Genomic DNA, 19,280 nt, shown 5'->3' with positions numbered 1-19,280 from the left:
GGGGACGGCAGCGGCATCGGCGTCGGCGTCACCCTCGTCGCCCCGGGCGTGGTGGACACCCCCTTCCGGAACGAGCACGGCGGCATCCCCGTGCTGGCACCCGTGCTGACGGCAGCCCGCCGAGGAGCGCCGGGCCCGCACCGGCAAGTACGTCCCATCGGCACCGGCGCGGCGCTAGCCTCGGCCGGGGGGAGAGTCCGGCGCCGAGGGGGACACCGTGGGGGCAGCTCAGGAACGGGCCGCGCTGTACGAGCGCGAGGCGGAGACGAGGGCCGCGGAGGAGGCGGTCCGGGCGCTCTGCGACCCCACCGGGGCGGCCGGGATCGGCGGGCTGCTGCTCTACGGCGGGCCGGCCGGGGTCGGCAAGACGGCGCTGGTCACCGAGGTCCGCCGGCTGGCGAAGCGGGCGGGCTGCACGGTGCTGTTCGCCCGGGGCGGCGAGCGCCGTCGCAACGAACCCTTCCACGTGGTGCGGCAGTTGCTGCAGCCCGCGCTGTCCGGGCTGGGCGAGGGCGGGCAGCGGCAGGTCACCGGCCACTGGCACGAGGTGGTCGGCCCCGCCGTCGGCCTGCTGCCGCCCGTCGGGGCGCCCGACCCGCAGGGCGTCCGCGACGGCCTGGACTTCGTCCTGGTCCAACTCGCCCGGCTGCTGGAGCCGTTGGTGGTGGTCGTGGACGACCTGCACTGGGCCGATCCGGAGTCGCTCGGCTGGCTGGCCGCCTTCGCGGGGCGGGCCCGGGAGCTCCCGGTGCTGCTGGTGGCCGCCTGCCGCGACCGGTCCGAGGAACTGCCCGACCGGACCCCGGACCTGCTGCGGGGCATCCGGGAGAGCGCCGACCGGCTGCACGAACTGCGCCCGTTGCGGCCGGACTCGGTGGCCGGCCTGGTCCGCGACTCGCTCGGGGAGCAGGCGGACGAGGCCTTCTGCCGTCAGGTCTGGGCGGTCACCGGTGGCAACCCGTTCGCGACCGAGGCGCTGCTGCGCGAGGTGCACGAGCAGGGGCTGGCCCCGGTCGCCGGCAGCGCCGGGCAGCTGCGCGAACTCGCCTCGGACACCCTGGGCCTGACGCCGGACCACTGGCTGTCCAGGCTCGGGCCGAGCACCCTCCGGTTCGCCTGGGCGGCCGCGCTGCTCGGCACCGGGATCCGCCCGGACCTCGCGGCGGCCATCTCCGCCCAGGGGCCGGACACCGCCGCCGACTCGGTCCGTGAGCTGCGCCGGCAGCGCGTGCTGACCAGCACGGCCGACGGGCGGCTGGAGTTCGTCCACCCGCTGATCGCCACCTCGGTCTACCGGTCCATTCCGCCCGCCGTCCGCACCGGCATGCACGGCGTCGCCGCCACCGCGATCGAGAACGCGGGCCTGGGCCTGCTCGCCGCCTCCCGTCACCTGCTGGAGACGCAGCCCGACGGCGACCCGGAGACGGTGCACCGCCTGCGCCGGGCCGCCGCCGAACACCTGGCCACCGGCGCCCCCGAGGCGGCGCAGCGCTGCCTCCGACGGGCGATGAGCGAGCCGCCGGACGGGACGGAGCGCGCCGCGGTGCTGTACGAGCTCGGCTGTTCGGCGCTGCTGACCGACCCGGCCACCACCGTGAACCAGCTCCGGCTGGCCCTGGACGAGGAGCCGGGGCTCACCGCCGCGCTCCGGGTGGACGCGACCTTCCGGCTGGCCCAGGCACTGGCCCACAGCAACCGGCTGCGCGAGGCCGCCGCGGCCTGCGCCGAGGAGGCCGACCGGACCGCCCCCGGACCGGGGCGCGGGCGGCTGGAGGTGGCGGCGCTGATGTTCGCGGCGTTCCAGGCCGAGGAGGTGGACGGGCCCGACCGCTTCCGGCGCTTGGAGGAGTACGCCCGGAGCCACGCCCGGGCCGACGGGACGGACCCGGCCGTCTCGGTGCTGCGCTGCTGGGAGCTGGTCCTCCGGGGCGGCGACGCCACCCGGGCGGTCGCGCTCGCGGAGTGGGTCCTGGAGGACGGCCGGCTCCCCTCCGAACTCGGCTGGACCAACACCACCTGGGGCTTCGAACTCCCCGGTGTGCTCGGCATCGCCTACCTCTACGCGGACCGGGCGGACCGGGCCCGGGCCCTGTTCGACGAGGCGGTGCTGGCCTACCAGGTGGCCGGCTGGAGCGGTGGGCACCTGGGGTTCGCGCTGTTCCTGACCGGCCTGCTGCACTTCCGCTGCGGCGACCTCGCCGAGGCCGAGCAGCTGCTGCGGCGCTCGCTGCGGATCGCCGAGCGGATCGCGCCGGGCATCCCGCTGCAGTGGTTCGCCGTCGGGGTGCTGGCCGACACGCTGCTCGCCCGGGGCCGGCCCGAGGAGGCCTGGAACCTCGCGCGGCGGTACGCCTTCGAGCCGCCGTTCCCCACGGTGATGGTGCTGCCCGACGCCCCGACCCTGTACGGCCGGCTGCTGCTCGCCCGGGGCGACGCCGCCGCGGCCGCCGAAGCGCTGACCCGGGCCGGGGCGGCCCTGGACGCCCGTGGCTGGCGCAATCCGGTCTGGGCTCCCTGGACCGGCCACCTGGCCCTCGCCCTGCTTCCCCAGGACCCGGACCGGGCAAGGGAGTTGGCCGCGGAGTCGGTGCGCCGCGCCGAGGAGTTCGGCCCCGGCGCGGCGGTGGGCAGCGCCCTGCGGCTGGCCGCCGCGGTGCACGACGCGCCGCGCGCGCTGCCCCTCCTGGAGGAGGCGGTCCGGCGGCTGGAGCACTCCCCCGCCCGCTACGAGCACGCCCTCGCCCTGGTCGACCTCGGCACGGCGCTGGCCCGGGCCGGCCGCCCGGCCGAGGCCCGGCCCCGCTTCGAGGAGGGGCTGGCGCTGGCCCGGCGCTGCGGGGCCGACGGCCTGGCCGACCGGGCACACGCCGCACTGTCGGACCCGGCCCGCTGATCCGGCCCGCTGGCCTCGCCCGCTGACCGGGCCCGCTGACCTCGCCCGCTGACCAGGGCCGCGGCCCGTCGGAGCGCTCGGGTAGCGTCGGCGGTCGACCGATCAGCAGGTAGACAGCGGCGACGGGGGGACCGGATGGCGGTCATGGCGGAGGTCGAGCAGGAGCTCGAAGGGTACCGGCGGGAGCTCACGGGCTACTGCTACCGGATGCTGGGGTCGGCCTTCGAGGCCGAGGACGCCGTGCAGGAGACGATGATCCGCGCCTGGCGCGGCCACCGGGGCTTCGAGGGCCGGGCCGCGCTGCGCACCTGGCTGTACCGGATCGCCACCAACGTCTGCCTGGACGCCCTGAAGGGCCGTCAGAAGCGGGCCCGGCCGATGGACCTCACCGGCCCGGTGCCGGTCTCCGAGGCCTACGGGACCCAGCTGCCCGAGGTCACCTGGATCGGTCCGGTGCCGGACGCCTGGGTGCTGGCCGGGGACCCGGCCGAACTGGCCGCCCAGCGCGAGTCGGTCCGGCTGGCGTTCGTCGCGGCGCTCCAGCGGCTGGCCCCCCGGCAGCGCGCGGTGCTGATCCTGCGCGAGGTGGTGGGCTGGTCGGCGGCCGAGGTGGCGGAGCTGCTGGAGACCACCGTGGCCTCGGTCAACAGCGCGATGCAGCGCGCCCGTTCGGCCCTGGCCGCGCAGCCGGGGGCGGACGCCGAGCCGGCCAGGCCGCTCGACCCCGGCCAGAGCGAGCTGCTGGAGAAGTTCGTCTCCGCCTTCGAGAGCTTCGACCTGGACCGGCTGGCCGCCCTGCTGCACGAGGACGTGGTCCTCTCCATGCCGCCGTTCGAGATGTGGCTCCGCGGCCTGGACCAGTACCTGCTCTGGCTGCACGGCCCGGGCGGCGGCTGCCGCGGCTCCCGCCTGCTCCCGGTCTCCGCCAACGGCGCCCCGGCCTTCGCCCAGTACCGCCCCGACCCGGCCGGTGGCTTCCTGCCCTGGGCGCTCCAGGTGCTGGACGTCCGGGACGGCCGGATCACCGGGCTGAACAACTTCCTGGACACCGACGCGCTGTTCCCGCTCTTCGGCCTGCCGCCCCGCCTGGACGACTGACCGGCCGTCACACTTCCGCGCTCCCGTCCGTCGGTGTGGTGAGAGACCCCGACAGAGACGAGGAACCCGTCATGACCGCACAGTCGATCTCCCGGATGCCCGACCCCGGCCGGTTCGTCCCCGAGCTGGCCGAGGTCAGCGCCGCCCTCTTCAAGGCCACGGGCAACCGCTCGGTGCCCCGGACCACGATCAACCTGGTGCACCTGAGGGCCGGTCAGATCGTCCACAACACCTACCTGACCACCCTCAACACCGGCTTCCTCCGCAAGGCCGGCGAGACCGAGGAGCGCATCACCGCCGTCTCCTCCTGGCAGGACGCGCGCTGCTTCACCCCGGCCGAGCGCGCCGCCCTGGCCCTGGTGGAGGCGACCCTGCAGCCCGCCCCGCCCGGGCGCGAGCGGGTCACCGACGAGCTGTACGCCGAGGTGGCCGCGCACCACGACGAGAAGGCGATGGCCACCCTGACCATCGCGATCGGCCAGATCAACTTCTTCGTCGCGCTGGCCGTCATCGGCAAGCCGCAGCCGGTCACCTCGCTGGCCGGGCAGCAGTGGGACTGAACCCGGGAAAGAACCTCCCCCGGGACCGATGAGTCCGGCCGGGGTCGGCGGTCCACCCCTACGAGAGGCTCACCCGGAGCCCCACGGAGCAGGGAGTACGACATGACCGACCTCGGCGAGCTCACCATCGACCGCGTCTTCCGGGCCGACCGCGCGGACGTCTTCCACGCCTACGTCACCCCGGAGCGGTTCGTGGACTTCTGGGGCCCGGAGGGCACCCACGTCCCGCTGGAGAGCGTCACCATCGAGCCGTTCGCGGGCGGGCGGTTCGAGAGCACCATGGTGGTCGACGGGACGGACCGGAGCTTCCCGCTCGACGCCGTCTTCGAGACCGTCACCGAGCCGGAGCTGCTGGTCTTCCGGGTCCGGGGGACCACGATGCGCAGCGCGATCCACCTCACCGACCTGGGCGACGGCCGCACGGCCGTCCGGCTGCACCAGACCGAGGTGCCGCCGCAGTACCTCGGCCCGCAGGCCGAGGCCGGCCTGAACTCCTCGCTCGACCGCCTGGCCGCCCACCTGGCGGGCTGAAGGGTCCGGCGCCACCGCTGCGGCGTACGGGTGAACGAACCCTCACGGCGGTAGCCGACCGGCCGTGATGAGTACAAATGGCCCCGTACCGTACCCCCGGCCAGCACCCCTCCTCATATGATCGGAGCGACATGCGTCATCCTTGGTGATGCAAGTCATGACCGGATGCACCATCCACCACCAGCAGGAGGAAGCACGTGGACGACGTTCTGCGGCGTGCCGCGCTGTTCGCGGCTCTCGATGACGAGCAGGCCGGCGAGCTGCGTGCCTCCATGACCGAGGTGACGCTGGCCCGCGGCGAGTCGCTCTTCCACGAGGGCGACCCGGGCGACCGCCTCTACGTCGTCGCCGAGGGCAAGGTGAAGCTGCACCGCGCCTCGCCGGACGGCCGGGAGAACATGCTGGCCGTGCTCGGCCCCAGCGAGATGATCGGCGAGCTGTCGCTCTTCGACCCGGGCCCGCGCACCGCCACCGCCAGCGCGCTGACCGAGGTGAAGCTGCTCGGCCTCGGCCACGGCGACCTCCAGCCCTGGCTGCACGCCCGTCCCGAGGTCTCCATCGCGCTGCTGCGGGCCATCGCCCGCCGCCTGCGCCGGACCAACGACGTGATGTCCGACCTGGTCTTCTCCGACGTGCCCGGCCGGGTGGCCAAGGCGCTGCTGGACCTGTCGCGCCGCTTCGGCGTGCAGTCCGAGGAGGGCATCCACGTCGCCCACGACCTCACCCAGGAGGAGCTGGCCCAGCTGGTCGGCGCCTCCCGCGAGACGGTCAACAAGGCGCTGGCCGACTTCGCCGGCCGCGGCTGGCTGAAGCTGGAGGCCCGCGCGGTGGTGCTGCTGGACGTCGAGCGCCTCTCCCGCCGCTCGCGCTGACGCGACATCAGGAAGGCCCCCGGGACCTCTTCGGTCCGCGGGGGCCTTTCCGCTGTCCGGCGGCCCGTCAGATCAGGCCGTGGTCCTCCAGGTAGGCGAGCTGGGCGCGCACCGAGAGCTCGGCGGCCGGCCAGAGCGTGCGGTCCACGTCCGCGTACACCTTGGCCACCACCTGCTCGGCGGTCCGGTACCCCGCCTCGACGGCGGTCTCCACCTGGGCCAGCCGGGCGGCCCGGTGGGCCAGGTAGTAGTCGACGGCGCCGAGCGCGTCCGCCAGCACCGGCCCGTGGCCCGGCAGCACGGTGCGCACGCCGCGCTCGGCGGCCATGGTGTGCAGGCGGCGCAGCGAGTCCAGGTAGTCGCCGAGCCGGCCGTCCGGGTGGGCGACCATCGTGGTGCCCCGGCCCAGCACGGTGTCGCCGGTGAGGATCGCGCCGTCGGCGGGGAGGTGGAAGGTGAGGGAGTCCGCGGTGTGCCCGGGGGTGCCGACCACCCGGACCTCCAGGCCGCCGACCTCGATCACCTGGCCGCCGCGCAGCCCCTCGGAGCCCAGCCGGTGGGCCGGGTCGAGCGCGCGGACGTCGGTGCCGGTCAGCTCGGCGAAGCGGGCCGCGCCCTCGGCGTGGTCGTGGTGCCCGTGGGTGAGCAGGGTCAGCGCGATCCGCTTGCCCTGCCGCTCGGCGGTGTCGACGACCCGGCGCAGGTGGCCCTCGTCCAGCGGTCCCGGGTCCACCACGACCGCGAGGTCGGAGCCGGGCTCGGAGAGCAGCCAGGTGTTGGTGCCGTCCAGGGTCATCGGGGAGGGGTTCGGCGCGAGCACGCAGAACGCCCGGGGGGTGGCCCCGCCGCCGATCCCGTCGGCGGGGTCACCCGGGAGGAGACCGGTCACCGGCCGCCCTCGCTGACCCGGTACAGGCTGCGCAGGGGCAGCTGCCGCTCCAGGCGCCGCAGGGTCGGCTCCTCCGGCACGCGGTCGGCCGCCCGGCCGGCCAGCGAACGGAGCGTCAGCGGACGCGCGGTGAGGGTGTTGTCGGTGAGCGCCGACCGGCGAGCCACGTCGTTGTGGGTCATCGGATCGTCCTTCCTGGGTGTGAGCTGGTGCTTCTCGGGGTTTCGGGCGAGCGGCGTCCGGCCTCCCACGGTCCCTTCGGGAGATCGTGACGGCTACTCGGGAGGAAAAATACCTTCGATGGTCAGCTCTTCATACCCCGGCCAGCGAACTGTCAGCCGATCCCCCGAAGTCTCCGCGCGTCCCAGCACGGGTACCACCTTCCGGTCGGCCCCGGCGGCCACCGCCCCGGCCGCCGAACGGACCGTCAGCAGCTCGCGCTGGACGGTCACGGTGGGCGGCATCATCCGGTAGCGGCCCTCGCCGTAGCCCTCGACCACCTCGGCCGGGGAGAGCCAGGCGACCCGGTCGGCCTCGCCGACCGTCTCGGCCGCCAGCTGCCCGGGCGGCATCGCGGCCACGAAGAACCAGGTGTCGAAGCGGCGCTCCTCGAACTCCGGCGTCACCCAGCGGGCCCAGGGCACCAGCAGGTCCGAGCGGAGCACCAGGCCGTTGGCGGAGAGGAAGTCGGCGAAGGCCAGTTCGTGCCGCTCGATCGCGGCGCGCTCCTTCGACCAGTCGCGCGGATCGGCGGTCCGTTCCGCGTCCGGACCGGCGAGCAGCACCCCGGCCTCCTCGAAGGTCTCCCGCACCGCCGCGCAGACCACGGCCCGGGCGGTCGGCTCGTCCGTGCCGAGCCGCTCCGCCCACTCGGCGGGGGACGGGCCGGCCCAGCCGTAGCCGCCCTCGGCGTCGCGCGGGTCCACCCCGCCGCCCGGGTAGGCGTACTGCCCGGCGGCGAAGGCCATCGAGGTCCGGCGGCGCAGCAGGTAGGCCTCCGGGCCGTCCTCGCCGTCCCGCAGCAGGACCACGGTGGCGGAGGGCTTGGGCACCGGCGGGGTGAGTTCACCCGCGGCGAGGGCCCGGATCCGTGCTGGCCACGACGGCGGCATCGACATCATGGCCGGATGCTACCGGCCGTCCGGCCCGGCCCGGCAGGGCAAGTGGTCACACCGGGGGCGCGGGGAACTGCGCGAACCGGAAGGCGGCCCACCGGCACCTGACCCACCATCAGCCAGTTGCAGATGCTGCCGTTCCCCTGCGCGCAGTTCCCCGCGCCCCTGAGGCCGCTGCCCTGCCGTCCGTTCGAGGACGACGACCGGTACGTCAGTCCCGGACCCGGACCTGGAACTCGATCTCGACCGGCGCGTCCAGCGGCAGCACCGCGACGCCCACGGCCGACCGGGCGTGCACGCCCGCCGCGCCGAGCACCTCGCCGAGGAACTCGCTGGCGCCGTTGATCACACCCGGCTGGCCGGTGAAGTCGGGGGCGGAGGCGACGAAGCCGACCACCTTGACGACCTGCTCCAGCTTGTCCAGGTCACCGATCACGGACTTGATCGCCGCCAGGCCGTTGAGCGCGCAGACCTGCGCCAGCTCCTTGGCCTCCTCGGCGGTGACCTCGGCGCCGACCTTGCCGGTGCTGGGCAGCTTGCCCGCCACCATCGGCAGCTGACCGGCCGTCAGCACGTACTCGCCGGAGCGGATCGCCGGGACGTACGCGGCGACCGGCGGCACCACCTCGGGGAGGGTCAGGCCGAGCTCGGCCAGCTTCTCCTCGACCTTGCCCATCAGATCTTCTCCCGCTTCAGGTAGGCCACCAGCTGCTCCGGGTTCGGGCCCGGAACGACCTGGACGAGCTCCCAGCCGTCCTGGCCCCAGGTGTCCAGGATCTGCTTGGTGGCGTGGACGAGCAGCGGCACGGTGACGTATTCCCACTTGGTCATGGCCCCGACTCTAGTGCCATTTCACCCACGGACCGTCGCCCGCCGTCGGTTCTCCGTCAGGGGTCACCCGTCCGTCGCGCGTCCGTCGCGCGTCCGTCGCGCGTCCGCCGGAGGTCCGCCGGACGTCGGCCGTACCTCCGTCGCCCCTCCGGGAATCCCGGCATCCGCGGCGGCGGCTGGTTACCCTCGCGGGAGAGCACCTTCGGCGGCACGTCTTCGGCGGCCCGTCGGCAACGGCAGCTCCTGACGTCGGCTGACGCCGGCACCCGAGAGGCACGGAGGCGGAGCGTGGAGCAGCAGGACCGGCACGGCCCGGACTGGGAGGGGGTCCGACTCCACGTGGTGAGCGGCAAGGGCGGCACCGGCAAGACCACCGTCGCCGCCGCGCTCGCGCTGGCGCTGGCCGCCGAGGGGGGCCGGACGCTGCTGATCGAGGTGGAGGGCCGGCAGGGCATCGCCGAGCTGTTCGGGATAGCCGCTCTGCCGTACGAGGAGCGGAAGGTGGCCACCGTCTCCCCCGCCAAGCTCGGGCTGCCGGGCCGCGGGCCGGCCGGTGAGCTGTACGCGCTGGCGATCGACACCGAGCTGGCGCTGCTCGAGTACCTCGACATGTTCTACAAGCTGGGCCGGGCCGGGAAGGCGCTGCAGAAGGTCGGCTTCGTCGACTTCGCCACCACCATCGCACCCGGGGTCCGGGACGTGCTGCTCACCGGCAAGGCCTGCGAGGCCGCCCGCCGGAAGGGGCCGGACGGCCGGCGGGCCTACGACGCGATCGTGATGGACGCGCCGCCGACCGGACGGGTCACCAGGTTCCTCAACGTCAACTCCGAGGTGGCCGGGCTGGCCAGGTTCGGGCCGATCCACGGGCAGGCCCAGGCGGTGATGCGGGTGCTGCGCTCGCCCGAGACGGCCGTGCACCTGGTGACCCTGCTGGAGGAGATGCCGGTGCAGGAGACGGTGGACGGCATCGGCGAACTGCGCGAGGCCAAGCTGCCGGTCGGCGGGGTGCTGGTGAACATGGTGCGCCCGCCGGTGCTGGACGCGGCGGCGGTGGCCGCGGTGGACGGCGACCACCGCGAGGAGGTCGCGACGGCCCTCGGCGAGGCCGGGCTGGGCGGCCGCTCCAAGTCGGCCGCCACCGTGCGGGCCGCGGTGGAGCCGCTGATCGACCCGCTGCTGGAGCAGGCCCGGGAGCACGCCGAGCGGGTCGAGCTGGAGCGCGAACAGCGGACCGCGGTGCAGCAGTTGAAGCTGCCCACCTACGAACTCCCGCTGCTCGGCGGCGGGGTGGACCTGGGCGGGCTGTACCGCCTGGCCGGCGAGCTCAAGCGGCAGGGGGCGGCATGACCGGGCTGGACATCGACGCGCTGATCGGCGACCGGGCGACCCGGATCGTGGTCTGCTGCGGCTCCGGCGGGGTCGGCAAGACCACCACCGCCGCGGCGATCGGCCTGCGCGCGGCGGAGCAGGGCCGCAAGGTCGTGGTGCTGACCATCGACCCGGCCCGGCGGCTGGCCCAGTCGATGGGCCTGACCGAGCTGGACAACACCCCGCGGGTGGTCAAGGGCGCCAAGGGGGACGGCGAACTCCAGGCCATGATGCTGGACATGAAGCGGACCTTCGACGAGGTCGTGATCGCCCACGCCGACCCGGAGCGGGCCCGGACCATCCTGGAGAACCCCTTCTACCAGTCGCTCTCGGCCGGCTTCGCCGGGACCCAGGAGTACATGGCGATGGAGAAGCTCGGCCAGCTGCGGGCGGCCGAGGAGTGGGACCTGATCGTGGTGGACACCCCGCCGTCCCGCTCCGCGCTGGACTTCCTGGACGCGCCGAACCGGCTGGGCTCGTTCCTGGACGGCAAGCTGATCCGGATACTGACCGCCCCCGCCAAGGTCGGCGGCCGGAGCGCGATGAAGTTCCTGAACGTCGGGATGGGCCTGGTCACCAGCACCCTCGGGAAGGTCTTCGGCGCCCAGCTGCTGACGGACGTGCAGACCTTCGTCTCGGCGATGGACTCGATGTTCGGCGGCTTCCGCGAGCGGGCCGACCGCACCTACCAGCTGCTCAAGGCGCCCGGCACGGCGTTCCTGGTGGTCGCCGCCCCCGAGCGGGACGCCCTGCGCGAGGCCGCGTACTTCGTGGACCGGCTGGCCGCCGACGAGATGCCGCTGGCCGGACTGGTGCTCAACCGGGTGCACGGCACCGGCGCGCCGCAGCTCACCGCCGAACGGGCCCTGGCCGCCGCCGAGACGCTCGAGGAGAACGGCTCCGGCGAGGCGCGCGCGGAGCACGACGTGGCGGCCGAGACGCTGGCCGCCGGACTGCTCCGGCTGCACGCCGAGCGGATGCAGGTGATGGACCGCGAGCGGCTCACCCGGGACCGCTTCGTCTCGGTCTACCCGGACGTGCCGATCGTCGAGGTGCCGGCCCTGCCCGGTGACGTGCACGACCTCGACGGCCTCCGGGCCATCGGCGCGCGACTGGGCGGCGAGCCGACCGGTTGACCGCGACCGACTGACCGTCAGCCCGCCCCTACGACACGCCCGTTGGGCGCCGCACGTGCGACACGCCCGTTGAGCACCCACGCCGCCGAACGGCGGCACCGCGGCACTCAGCGGGCGTACCCCCACACAGCCGTACGGGCCGATCACCGCCCGGGCTCCCCCACCCGGACACCGATCCGCCCGACGGATCGTCCTGAACCGCGACTAGCCCGCCTGGGCGTAGTCGGTGAGGATGACGCCCGTGGCGAGCGACTCCTCGTACTCCGTCCTGGCCGTCTCCAACAGCCTGCGCCAGGACATCACCGTCGGCCGGCGGCGGAGCAGCGCCCGCCGCTCCCGCTCGGTCATACCTCCCCAGACACCGAATTCCACCCGGTTGTCCAGGGCGTCGGCCAGGCACTCCGTCCTGACCGGGCAGCCACTGCAGACCGCCTTGGCGCGGTTCTGCGCCGCCCCCTGTACGAACAACTCGTCCGGATCACTCGTGCGGCAGGAAGCCTGCGCACTCCAGTCGTCCACCCAGCCCATCCCGGCGCCGTCCTCTCCCGAATCGGGGCTCCCCCACGGCGGCAACGGCATATTCACCGCTGCCAGTTGAGGACGTTACGGAAGAACGCCAGGACGCAACAGCCCCTTCGGGCCCAATCTCAAATGACCCGATCGGACTATGGGTATCCATCCACTCACCCGTTGGAGTGATCGCAGGTCGGAGGCCTTGTCAGAACCCGTCCGACCACTCTCGTCACCCTCTGCCACACCGTCGCCGGCGGACCCGCCAGTAGACCACCTGAAAGCGGGTCAATTCGGGCAAAGCTCATCACTCACAAGAGTGATGACCATGAACAGAGCGAAGCTGTCGCAGTGTTGTGACAAGCGTAGGCGAACACCTGCCCCCTTGTACGGGAATCAGCGACGTAGTGTTCTCCCCATGGCACCTCAGCGACCCGCGGGTTCCCCGCTTGACAAGGCCGGGCTCGGACTCAAGTTCCTGGGCATCAGCGTGCTGGCCGGAGTGCTGGTCGCCGGGATGGCGCTGCCCGCGATCGGCGCGCTCGGCCTGACCGCGAAGGACACCGCCGAGAGCTTCGACAACGTCCCCACGGACTTCAAGACGCCGACCCTCTCCCAGGCCTCGTACATCTACGACGCCGGCGGCGGCCTGATCGCCAAGGTCTTCGACCGCGACCGGACCATCCTCACCAAGGAGCAGATGGCCCCGATCATGCGGCAGGCCCAGGTCGACATCGAGGACGCCCGCTTCTACGAGCACGGCGCCGTCGACCTCAAGGGCGTGGCCCGCGCGATCGGCAAGAACGCGGAGTCCGGCGAGGCGACCCAGGGCGCGTCCACGCTGACCCAGCAGTACGTGAAGAACGTCTTCGTCGAGCAGGCCGGCGACGACAAGGAGGCCTTCCTCCTTGCCACCCAGAAGAGCCTCGGCCGCAAGATCAAGGAACTGAAGATCGCGGTCAAGCTGGAGGAGGAGCTGAGCAAGGAGCAGATCCTCACCAACTACCTGAACATCACCTTCTACGGCCACCAGGCCTACGGGATCGAGTCGGCGGCCCAGCGCTACTTCTCCAAGAGCGCCAAGGACCTCACCGTCCCCGAGGCCGCGATGCTGGCCGGCCTGGTGCAGAATCCCTCGGCGTACGACCCGGTGCTGCACCCGAAGGCGGCCCAGATCCGCCGCGACACGGTGATCAGCAAGCTGCTGGAGAACAAGCACATCACCGCCGAGGAGGCCAAGGCGGCCACCGCCGCCCCGCTGGGCCTCAAGTACAAGGAGCCGTTGAACGGCTGCATCACCGCGCAGAACGGCATGGGCTTCTTCTGCGACTACGTCCGCCACGTGGTGAAGCAGGACCCGGCCTTCGGCAAGACCGCGACGGACCGTCAGAAGCTCTGGTCCCAGGGCGGCCTGAAGATCTACACCACCATCGACCCGCAGAAGCAGGCCGCCGCCCACAAGGCGGTGACCACCAAGGTCTACCCGACCGACGACGTCTCGGCCGCGATGACCATGGTCAAGCCCGGCACCGGCGAGATCCTGGCGATGGCCCAGACCCGCCCGTACGGCCTCGACGGCAACCAGAAGCAGACCGTGCTCAACCTCAACGTCGACGCGGCGATGGGCGGCGGCAACGGCTTCTCCCCCGGCTCGACCTTCAAGCCGATCATGGCCGCCGCGGCCATCGAGAACGGCACCCCGGTGACCCAGCAGTACCCGTCGGACTACAAGATCCCGTACCCGTCGATGACCACCTGCAACGGCACCTGGAAGAACACCGACAAGTCGACCATCGAGAACGAGAGCAAGAGCGAGGTCGGCCCCTACCAGCTCAAGGAGGCCATGGCGAAGTCGGTCAACACCTACTTCATCCAGATGGCCCAGGAGACCGGGCTCTGCGCCTTCAAGCAGATGGCCAACAAGCTCGGCATCAAGGCGCTGGCCAGCGGCGCGGCCTTCCCCGAGGTGCCGTCCATGGTGCTCGGCGCCCGCGAGGTCAGCCCGCTCTCGATGGCCGGCGTCTACGCCGCCTTCGCCGCCCGCGGCAAGTTCTGCACCCCGATCGCGGTCAAGTCGGTGGTCAACAACGCCGGCACCCAGCTCCCGGTCCCGCAGCCGAACTGCACCCAGGCGATGAGCGAGACCACCGCCGACGCCATCAACACCCTGCTGCTCGGCGTGACCGAGAAGGGCACCGGCTCCTCCCTCGGCCTCGACGACGGCCGCCAGATCGCCGGCAAGACCGGTACCACCGACAACCGGTACGCGGCCTGGTTCAACGGCTACACCCCCGAACTGGCCACCGCGGTCTGGCTCGGCGGCCCGACCACCTACGTCTCGATGAAGAACATCAAGATCGGTGGCAAGCGCTTCGACTCGGTCTACGGCGCCACCGGCCCCGGCCCGATCTGGCAGATGGCCATGAACGAGGTGCTGATGGGCACCCCGCGCGGCTCCTTCCAGACCGTGAACATCCCCGACCCGCAGCCCAAGACCGACCCGAACGCCTCCCCCGGCGCCACCCCGCCGTCCAACGACGGCAGCCAGGCCGCCGGCGGCCTGATCGGCGGCAACTTCACCCTCCCGCCCGGCATCATCGGCGGCGGCAACGGTGGGAACGGCGGCAACGGGAACGGCAGCGGCTGGGGCAACGGCGGCCACCGCTGACCCGCCCCGCCTGACCCCACGTCAGAGGGCCACCCCCGCATCGGGGGTGGCCCTCTCTCACGTTCTCCGGCTTCCGCACGGGCCGTCGGGGGCTCCGTCACGACTGGCGTGCCGACCGGCGTGCCGACCGACGTGCCGACTGTCGAACCGACTCCCGCTCCCTGCTACTGCAGCGCGGCCTTCACCGCAGCGGCCACCCGGCCACCCTCCGCCAGACCGTCCACCTTCGGCTTCACCAGCTTCATCACCGCGCCCATGCCCTGCGGCCCGGTCGCCCCGCTGGCGGCCACCGCCTCCGCGACGATCGCGGTCAGCTCCTCGTCGCTCAGCTGCTTCGGCAGGTACTGCGCCAGCACCTCACCCTCGGCCCGCTCCTGCACGGCCGACTCCACACGGCCGGCCTGGTCGAACGCCTCGGCCGCCTCCCGGCGCTTCTTCGCCTCGCGGGCGATCACCTTCAGCACCTCGGCGTCGTCGAGCTCGCGCTCGGTCTTGCCCGCCTTCTCCTCGGCCGTGACGGCGGAGAGGGTGAGCCGGATGGTGGACGTGCGGAGCTCGTCCCGGGCCTTGATCGCAGCCGTGAGGTCCTCCTGCAGCTGCTGCTTGAGCGTAGTCATGCAGCATTCCTACGCCGCCGCCCGCCACCGGGCAAACCCATTCTTCCCACCCGGCCGTCCGACCCGGCCCTCTCCACCACCCCCGCCGCCCCCGCCGCCGGCCCGTCCCCCACCCCGTCCAGCACCACCGTGGCCGCCGACCACCTCGCCGAAACCGCCCTGCCCGCACCCGGCGGCGGGCTGCTCCTGACCCTCCGTCGCCTCAGCTCCTCCCCCGGCCCCCACGACGTCCCCGGCCCGCCCTCCTGACGGACGATCAGCCCGGGGACGTTCTCGGTGCGATCAGCAGTCTGAGAGCATGGACCGATGCGACCGCTGTACTCCGTCCCGCTCGGAATCGCCGCCACCGGCGCCGCCTGCCTCGCCTACTCCGCCGGCTACGAGGTCCGCTCCTTCCGGCTCCGCCGGGTCGAGGTGCCGGTCCTGCCCGCAGGGGCCCGGCCGATCCGGGTGCTCCAGGTGTCCGACATCCACATGGTCGACGGTCAGCGGAAGAAGCAGCGCTGGCTCCAGAGCCTCGCCGGCCTGCGCCCCGACCTGGTGGTCAACACCGGCGACAACCTCTCCGACCCGCTCGGCGTCCCCGCCACCCTCGACGCCCTCGGCCCCCTGCTCGACTTCCCCGGCGTCTACGTCTTCGGCTCCAACGACTACTACGGCCCCGCCCGGAAGAGCCCCACCCGCTACCTCAAGGCCCTCCGCACCGGCGTCCACGGCCTCAACAACCCCGACGGCACCGGCCGCCGCGGCATCACCGGCGCCGTCCACAACCCGTGGACCGACCTCCGCGACGGCTTCGACGCCGCCGGCTGGCTCGACCTCACCAACACCCGCGGCCGCCTCAAGCTGGCCGGCCTCGACGTCGAGTTCACCGGCCTCGACGACCCCCACATCCGCCGCGACCGCTACAACGCCGTGGCCGGCGGCCCCTCCCCCGACGCCGACCTCTCCCTCGCCGTCGTCCACGCCCCCTACCTCCGCGTCCTCGACGCCTTCACCGCCGACCGCTACCCCCTGATCCTCGCGGGCCACACCCACGGCGGCCAGCTCTGCGTCCCCTTCTACGGCGCCCTCGTCACCAACTGCGACATCGACGCCCGCCGCGTCAAGGGCCTCTCCGCCCACCGCGCCGGCGGCCACCAGTCCTACCTCCACGTCTCCGCCGGCTGCGGCACCAACCGCTACACCCCCGTCCGCTTCGCCTGCCCCCCGGAAGCCACCCTCCTCACCCTCACCACCCGCCGCTGACACCCCAGCTCACAGCCCCGAGAAACCGGATTTCGCTTCTCGGCGCCCGTCCGATAGAGTTCTACTCGTTGCACCGGAGACGGAGAGCAACGAAGCAGGACCGGGGTGTGGCGCAGCTTGGTAGCGCGCTTCGTTCGGGACGAAGAGGCCGTGGGTTCAAATCCCGCCACCCCGACCCAGTGCAGAGGCCCTGCCGGAGAAATCCGGCAGGGCCTCTGTCGTTGCTGAGTGACTATCTGAGTGACTAAGCCTCAGAAGAGCTCGTCCATCACGGTCGCGCCGGTCTGGATCACCGGGCGGATCTGCTTCCGGTACACCTCCTCCGTGACCGCCGTGCTGGAGTGCCCGACTAGCCGTGAGATCTCCTCCAGCGGCACGCCCTTGTCCGAGAGCAGCGACACGAAGCTGTGCCGCATCTCGCGCGGCGTCCACTCCGCCGGGTCGATCCCTTCGGCGCCGGCCAGGGCTGAGCGGAAGGCCCGGCGGACGTGGGACGGGTCGAGCTCGGTGCCGACCGCGGAGTGGAAGACGAGGTTGTTCTCCTGCCAATTCTCGTCGGCGGCGTAGCGGTCCCAGCCCTGGTCCACCCAGTGGTCGAGCAGCGCCTCGACGCAGCGGGCGGGGAGCGCGATGGTGCGGCGGGAGCGCCGGGTCTTGGTGTCCCCGCCGGCGCGCACCGACCGCCAGACGGCCATGTACGGCGGCACGGGCGGATCGGCCTCCGGGTGGCCCTTGAGAAAGACGTGATCCCACGTCAGGGGCCGCAGTTCCTCGGTCCGGGCTCCGGTCAGCAGCGAGACGACGATGTAGGCGTAGCTGGAGGACGTCTCCGCTGCCTTGAGCACCGCTTCCGCCTGAGCAAACGTCAGCGCCTTGGACGGCCGGCCGGGCTGTCCGGTCGGGACGGAGCACAGCTCCACCACGTTGCGCTTCACCTTGTCCCGGGCCATGGCCCGCTTCACCGCCCGGTTCAGGCACGAGTGGATGGCCTGGAGGGTGCGGGTGCTGAGCGTCTCGGCCTTCTTGGCCAGCCAGCGGTCAACCTCCTCGGCGCCCAGGTCCCGGAGCTTGCGGGCGCCCAGCGAGGGGATCACGTGGTTCTGGCAGAGGTTGGTGCAGGTCTCGACGGTGCCTTCGTCCCGGCCGGTCAGTCCGTAGGTCAGCCAGTCCAGGACCGCGTCCTTGACGGTGTAGTTGGTCGGCGCGACGGCCAAGCCGTCGTCGTAGTCCCGGAGGATCTCCTTGAGCTTGTTCTTGGCCTCCGTCTTGGTCCGGCCGCTGCCCTTCTTGACGATCCGCTTGCCGCTCGGGTCGTAGCCCAGGCTGGCGGAGGCGATCCAGCGCTGACGCTTCTCGTCCCAGTGCAATCCGCCGTCCCCGCGGCTTCGACGGGCCGTCACGCGGCCTCCCTGGCTTCGCGCTCCAGGAGGGCGACGTACTCCGCGATGGCGGAGGCAGGGACGCGGCGGGCACGGCCCTCCTTGACCGTCCGGAGGCGCCCGGCCCGGATCAGGTCGTAGATCACCGTCCGGCTCATCCTGAGCGTCAGCATCGCGTCGGAGATGCGGTAGAGCGCCGGAGCTGGCACAGCGTCAGCCACGGGTGGGTTCTCCTTCCGTTCCGGGGGCGGCTTGGACGGCGGCGGCGAGCCAGGACTCGCCGGGGGCGAGGCCGGTGCCGGCGAACACCCAGTGGGCGAGGACGAGGGTGCTCTCGTCGTCGGCCTGGTCGAGGCCGAGGTGTTCAAGCGTCTGGGCGCGGCGCCAAGCAGCGCGGGCGGCGCGGAGGGCGCCGAGGGTGGTGGAGTAGCGGCGGGTCTTGGTGGAGAAGTGTCCGCGGAAGCCGAGCATGTGGGCCCAGGCCCGGAGGCGGAGTTCGGCGAGTTCCGGCCGGGCGCCGAGGGTCCAGGCGGTGCGGATGAGGCGGCGGGCGTGCTCGGGGACGTCGAGGGTGGCGATCTCGGCGAGGAGCTTGAGCGGCCGGTCGAGGGTGCCGGTGGCGGTCTCGGCGCCCTTGGTGGCGTACTTGGCGATGTAGGCGGCCACGGCCCGGTCGGTCAGCTGGGCGGTGCCGGTGAAGTCCGCGCTGCGGATGGTCCGGATGTCGAGCTGCCGGCCGAAGGCGAAGCGGTGGTCGCGGCCGTCGAGGTGCGGGCCGGGGATGTCGGTGCGGCGGGCAGCGTCGCGGATCGCGTCGGTGAGCAGCTCGGCGGTGGCCCAGGCCGGTGGAAGCTGGGAGCCGCCCTCGGGGCCGTCGAGGCGGATGACGGCGTGGAAGTGGATCGCGCCGCGCTTCTGGTACTCGGCGACCTTCCCGAAGGAGATCCGGGCGTGCTCGCGGAACTCACGCTGCGTCAGCCCGGCCCGCTTGGCTACGGCACGGCGCAGCAGGATCGAGAAGCGAGCCCAGAGCTTGCCGGCGTGGGCGTTCCAGAGCACCGCGGCTTCGTAGTCGTAGCGCTCGGGGTCGAGCGGGGAGCCCAACGCGGGGTCGTCGGCGGGGTGGGCGGTGCCGCAGCGGCAGCGGCCGGCGGAGGGCCGGTTGTGGACCGGGCCGAAGCTGGGGGCGGTGAAGGTGGCGAACACTCTGGGGTGTGCGGCGACGGTCTCCGGAGTGCCCTTGCCGCCGGTGAGACCAGCGGTGATCAGGTGGTAGGTGTCGCGGCGGTAGGTCTCGGCGCAGGACGGGCAGCGGGTGGTGCGGCGGTTGCCGCAGCGCACGAGGAGGTTCCCGGCGGGGAGTTCGGCGGACTCCAGGTGGTGCAGGACCTGACCGGTGTGCTGGTTGATCTCGGTGCGCCAGCCGTGGAGGCGGATGGGCGTGGTGCATCCGGCGAGGCCGGAGAGCTGGCGCATGAGGGCGGGCATGGTGCCGAGCCGGGCGAGGCCGAGGAGGTCGGCGATCGGCGGGGCGGTGGTGGTGCTCACGGGTTCACCTCCGGCGA

General features: G+C 72.9%; 19 protein-coding genes and 1 tRNA gene. 10 read left to right on the top strand and 10 right to left on the bottom strand.

Annotation, left to right across the window (positions count from 1 at the left end; translation table 11 throughout):
* The first annotated feature begins 217 nt into the window (after nt 1-217).
* From ACWEPF_RS01490 to ACWEPF_RS01470, 5 genes are all read left to right on the top strand, one after another.
* Nucleotides 218-2,893, top strand: coding sequence for an ATP-binding protein (locus ACWEPF_RS01490; RefSeq protein ID WP_452170932.1), 2,676 nt, complete (start codon nt 218-220; stop codon nt 2,891-2,893).
* A gap of 144 nt (nt 2,894-3,037) precedes the next feature.
* Complete coding sequence (locus tag ACWEPF_RS01485; protein WP_452170931.1) at nt 3,038-3,991, top strand: sigma-70 family RNA polymerase sigma factor; 954 nt, start codon at nt 3,038-3,040, stop codon at nt 3,989-3,991.
* Nucleotides 3,992-4,062: 71 nt separating this feature from the next.
* Entirely contained in the window at nt 4,063-4,551 is a 489-nt protein-coding gene (locus ACWEPF_RS01480; RefSeq protein WP_452170930.1) for a carboxymuconolactone decarboxylase family protein, read from the top strand.
* Between the two features lie 102 nt (nt 4,552-4,653).
* Entirely contained in the window at nt 4,654-5,082 is a 429-nt protein-coding gene (locus tag ACWEPF_RS01475; RefSeq protein ID WP_452170929.1) for an SRPBCC family protein, read from the top strand.
* A 197-nt stretch (nt 5,083-5,279) separates the two neighbouring features.
* Nucleotides 5,280-5,954 (top strand): Crp/Fnr family transcriptional regulator, encoded by a 675-nt coding sequence (locus tag ACWEPF_RS01470; protein ID WP_030288117.1) that lies wholly within the window; start codon nt 5,280-5,282, stop codon nt 5,952-5,954.
* A 67-nt stretch (nt 5,955-6,021) separates the two neighbouring features.
* On the opposite strand, the gene ACWEPF_RS01465 is transcribed toward ACWEPF_RS01470, so the two are convergent.
* From ACWEPF_RS01465 to ACWEPF_RS01445, 5 genes are all read right to left on the bottom strand, one after another.
* Nucleotides 6,022-6,843, bottom strand: coding sequence for an MBL fold metallo-hydrolase (locus ACWEPF_RS01465; protein WP_452170928.1), 822 nt, complete (start codon nt 6,841-6,843; stop codon nt 6,022-6,024).
* On the bottom strand, nt 6,840-7,025 hold the full coding sequence (locus tag ACWEPF_RS01460) for a hypothetical protein (protein WP_345286955.1): 186 nt from the start codon (nt 7,023-7,025) through the stop codon (nt 6,840-6,842). Before ACWEPF_RS01460 ends, ACWEPF_RS01465 begins: the two co-directional genes overlap by 4 nt.
* Nucleotides 7,026-7,118: 93 nt before the next feature.
* Entirely contained in the window at nt 7,119-7,964 is an 846-nt protein-coding gene (locus ACWEPF_RS01455) for an NUDIX hydrolase (RefSeq protein ID WP_452170927.1), read from the bottom strand.
* A 205-nt stretch (nt 7,965-8,169) separates the two neighbouring features.
* The gene (locus ACWEPF_RS01450; protein WP_345286959.1) at nt 8,170-8,634 is read right to left on the bottom strand and encodes a RidA family protein; all 465 of its coding nucleotides are present in this window, start codon (nt 8,632-8,634) and stop codon (nt 8,170-8,172) included.
* On the bottom strand, nt 8,634-8,789 hold the full coding sequence (locus tag ACWEPF_RS01445; RefSeq protein ID WP_345286961.1) for a DUF4177 domain-containing protein: 156 nt from the start codon (nt 8,787-8,789) through the stop codon (nt 8,634-8,636). The genes ACWEPF_RS01450 and ACWEPF_RS01445 overlap by 1 nt, the downstream gene beginning before the upstream one ends.
* A 288-nt stretch (nt 8,790-9,077) precedes the next feature.
* Between ACWEPF_RS01445 and ACWEPF_RS01440 the strand changes: the two genes are divergently transcribed.
* Complete coding sequence (locus tag ACWEPF_RS01440; RefSeq protein WP_449796075.1) at nt 9,078-10,136, top strand: ArsA-related P-loop ATPase; 1,059 nt, start codon at nt 9,078-9,080, stop codon at nt 10,134-10,136.
* Entirely contained in the window at nt 10,133-11,293 is a 1,161-nt protein-coding gene (locus ACWEPF_RS01435) for an ArsA family ATPase (protein WP_452170926.1), read from the top strand. The genes ACWEPF_RS01440 and ACWEPF_RS01435 overlap by 4 nt, the downstream gene beginning before the upstream one ends.
* Nucleotides 11,294-11,497: 204 nt before the next feature.
* Here ACWEPF_RS01435 and ACWEPF_RS01430 read toward each other — a convergent pair whose 3' ends face one another.
* Nucleotides 11,498-11,821 carry a WhiB family transcriptional regulator gene (locus ACWEPF_RS01430; protein ID WP_345286967.1) on the bottom strand — a complete coding sequence of 108 codons (324 nt, stop codon included), beginning with the start codon at nt 11,819-11,821 and terminating at the stop codon, nt 11,498-11,500.
* A gap of 400 nt (nt 11,822-12,221) precedes the next feature.
* Between ACWEPF_RS01430 and ACWEPF_RS01425 the strand changes: the two genes are divergently transcribed.
* A complete protein-coding gene (locus ACWEPF_RS01425) occupies nt 12,222-14,471 on the top strand; it encodes a transglycosylase domain-containing protein (protein WP_452170925.1) in 2,250 nt (749 codons plus the stop codon).
* Between the two features lie 164 nt (nt 14,472-14,635).
* On the opposite strand, the gene ACWEPF_RS01420 is transcribed toward ACWEPF_RS01425, so the two are convergent.
* A complete protein-coding gene (locus ACWEPF_RS01420) occupies nt 14,636-15,088 on the bottom strand; it encodes a GatB/YqeY domain-containing protein (RefSeq protein WP_345286971.1) in 453 nt (150 codons plus the stop codon).
* Nucleotides 15,089-15,394: 306 nt separating this feature from the next.
* On the opposite strand from ACWEPF_RS01420, the gene ACWEPF_RS01415 reads away from it, so the two are divergent.
* Together ACWEPF_RS01415 and ACWEPF_RS01410 are read left to right on the top strand one after the other, a co-directional pair.
* Nucleotides 15,395-16,336, top strand: coding sequence for a metallophosphoesterase (locus ACWEPF_RS01415; RefSeq protein ID WP_345286973.1), 942 nt, complete (start codon nt 15,395-15,397; stop codon nt 16,334-16,336).
* 101 nt (nt 16,337-16,437) lie between these two features.
* A tRNA-Pro gene (locus ACWEPF_RS01410) sits at nt 16,438-16,511 on the top strand.
* Nucleotides 16,512-16,587: 76 nt separating this feature from the next.
* Here the strand turns inward: ACWEPF_RS01410 and ACWEPF_RS01405 are convergent.
* From ACWEPF_RS01405 to ACWEPF_RS01395, 3 genes are read right to left on the bottom strand one after another with little or no spacing between them, the layout of a single operon-like run.
* Nucleotides 16,588-17,736, bottom strand: a complete 1,149-nt coding sequence (locus ACWEPF_RS01405) for a tyrosine-type recombinase/integrase (protein ID WP_452170924.1) — start codon at nt 17,734-17,736, stop codon at nt 16,588-16,590.
* Nucleotides 17,733-17,936, bottom strand: coding sequence for a helix-turn-helix domain-containing protein (locus tag ACWEPF_RS01400; protein WP_449796079.1), 204 nt, complete (start codon nt 17,934-17,936; stop codon nt 17,733-17,735). The genes ACWEPF_RS01405 and ACWEPF_RS01400 overlap by 4 nt, the downstream gene beginning before the upstream one ends.
* Nucleotides 17,929-19,203, bottom strand: coding sequence for a replication initiator (locus ACWEPF_RS01395; protein WP_452170945.1), 1,275 nt, complete (start codon nt 19,201-19,203; stop codon nt 17,929-17,931). The genes ACWEPF_RS01400 and ACWEPF_RS01395 overlap by 8 nt, the downstream gene beginning before the upstream one ends.
* Nucleotides 19,204-19,280: the final 77 nt, after the last annotated feature.

The organism is Kitasatospora sp. NPDC004289 (assembly GCF_053602875.1).
The sequence above is the reverse complement of the archived record's forward strand: the minus strand, read 5'-3'. Positions and strand labels throughout refer to the sequence as shown.

Bases quoted from the DNA above. Each gene is read 5' to 3' on its own strand.
- ACWEPF_RS01485 (WP_452170931.1), top strand. From the start codon at position 3,038: ATGGCGGAGGTCGAGCAGGAGCTCGAAGGGTACCGGCGGGAGCTCACG.
- ACWEPF_RS01480 (WP_452170930.1), top strand. From the start codon at position 4,063: ATGACCGCACAGTCGATCTCCCGGATGCCCGACCCCGGCCGGTTCGTC.
- ACWEPF_RS01475 (WP_452170929.1), top strand. From the start codon at position 4,654: ATGACCGACCTCGGCGAGCTCACCATCGACCGCGTCTTCCGGGCCGAC.
- ACWEPF_RS01460 (WP_345286955.1), bottom strand. From the start codon at position 7,025: ATGACCCACAACGACGTGGCTCGCCGGTCGGCGCTCACCGACAACACC.
- ACWEPF_RS01455 (WP_452170927.1), bottom strand. From the start codon at position 7,964: ATGATGTCGATGCCGCCGTCGTGGCCAGCACGGATCCGGGCCCTCGCC.
- ACWEPF_RS01450 (WP_345286959.1), bottom strand. From the start codon at position 8,634: ATGGGCAAGGTCGAGGAGAAGCTGGCCGAGCTCGGCCTGACCCTCCCC.
- ACWEPF_RS01445 (WP_345286961.1), bottom strand. From the start codon at position 8,789: ATGACCAAGTGGGAATACGTCACCGTGCCGCTGCTCGTCCACGCCACC.
- ACWEPF_RS01435 (WP_452170926.1), top strand. From the start codon at position 10,133: ATGACCGGGCTGGACATCGACGCGCTGATCGGCGACCGGGCGACCCGG.
- ACWEPF_RS01430 (WP_345286967.1), bottom strand. From the start codon at position 11,821: ATGGGCTGGGTGGACGACTGGAGTGCGCAGGCTTCCTGCCGCACGAGT.
- ACWEPF_RS01425 (WP_452170925.1), top strand. From the start codon at position 12,222: ATGGCACCTCAGCGACCCGCGGGTTCCCCGCTTGACAAGGCCGGGCTC.
- ACWEPF_RS01420 (WP_345286971.1), bottom strand. From the start codon at position 15,088: ATGACTACGCTCAAGCAGCAGCTGCAGGAGGACCTCACGGCTGCGATC.
- ACWEPF_RS01415 (WP_345286973.1), top strand. From the start codon at position 15,395: ATGCGACCGCTGTACTCCGTCCCGCTCGGAATCGCCGCCACCGGCGCC.
- ACWEPF_RS01395 (WP_452170945.1), bottom strand. From the start codon at position 19,203: ATGCCCGCCCTCATGCGCCAGCTCTCCGGCCTCGCCGGATGCACCACG.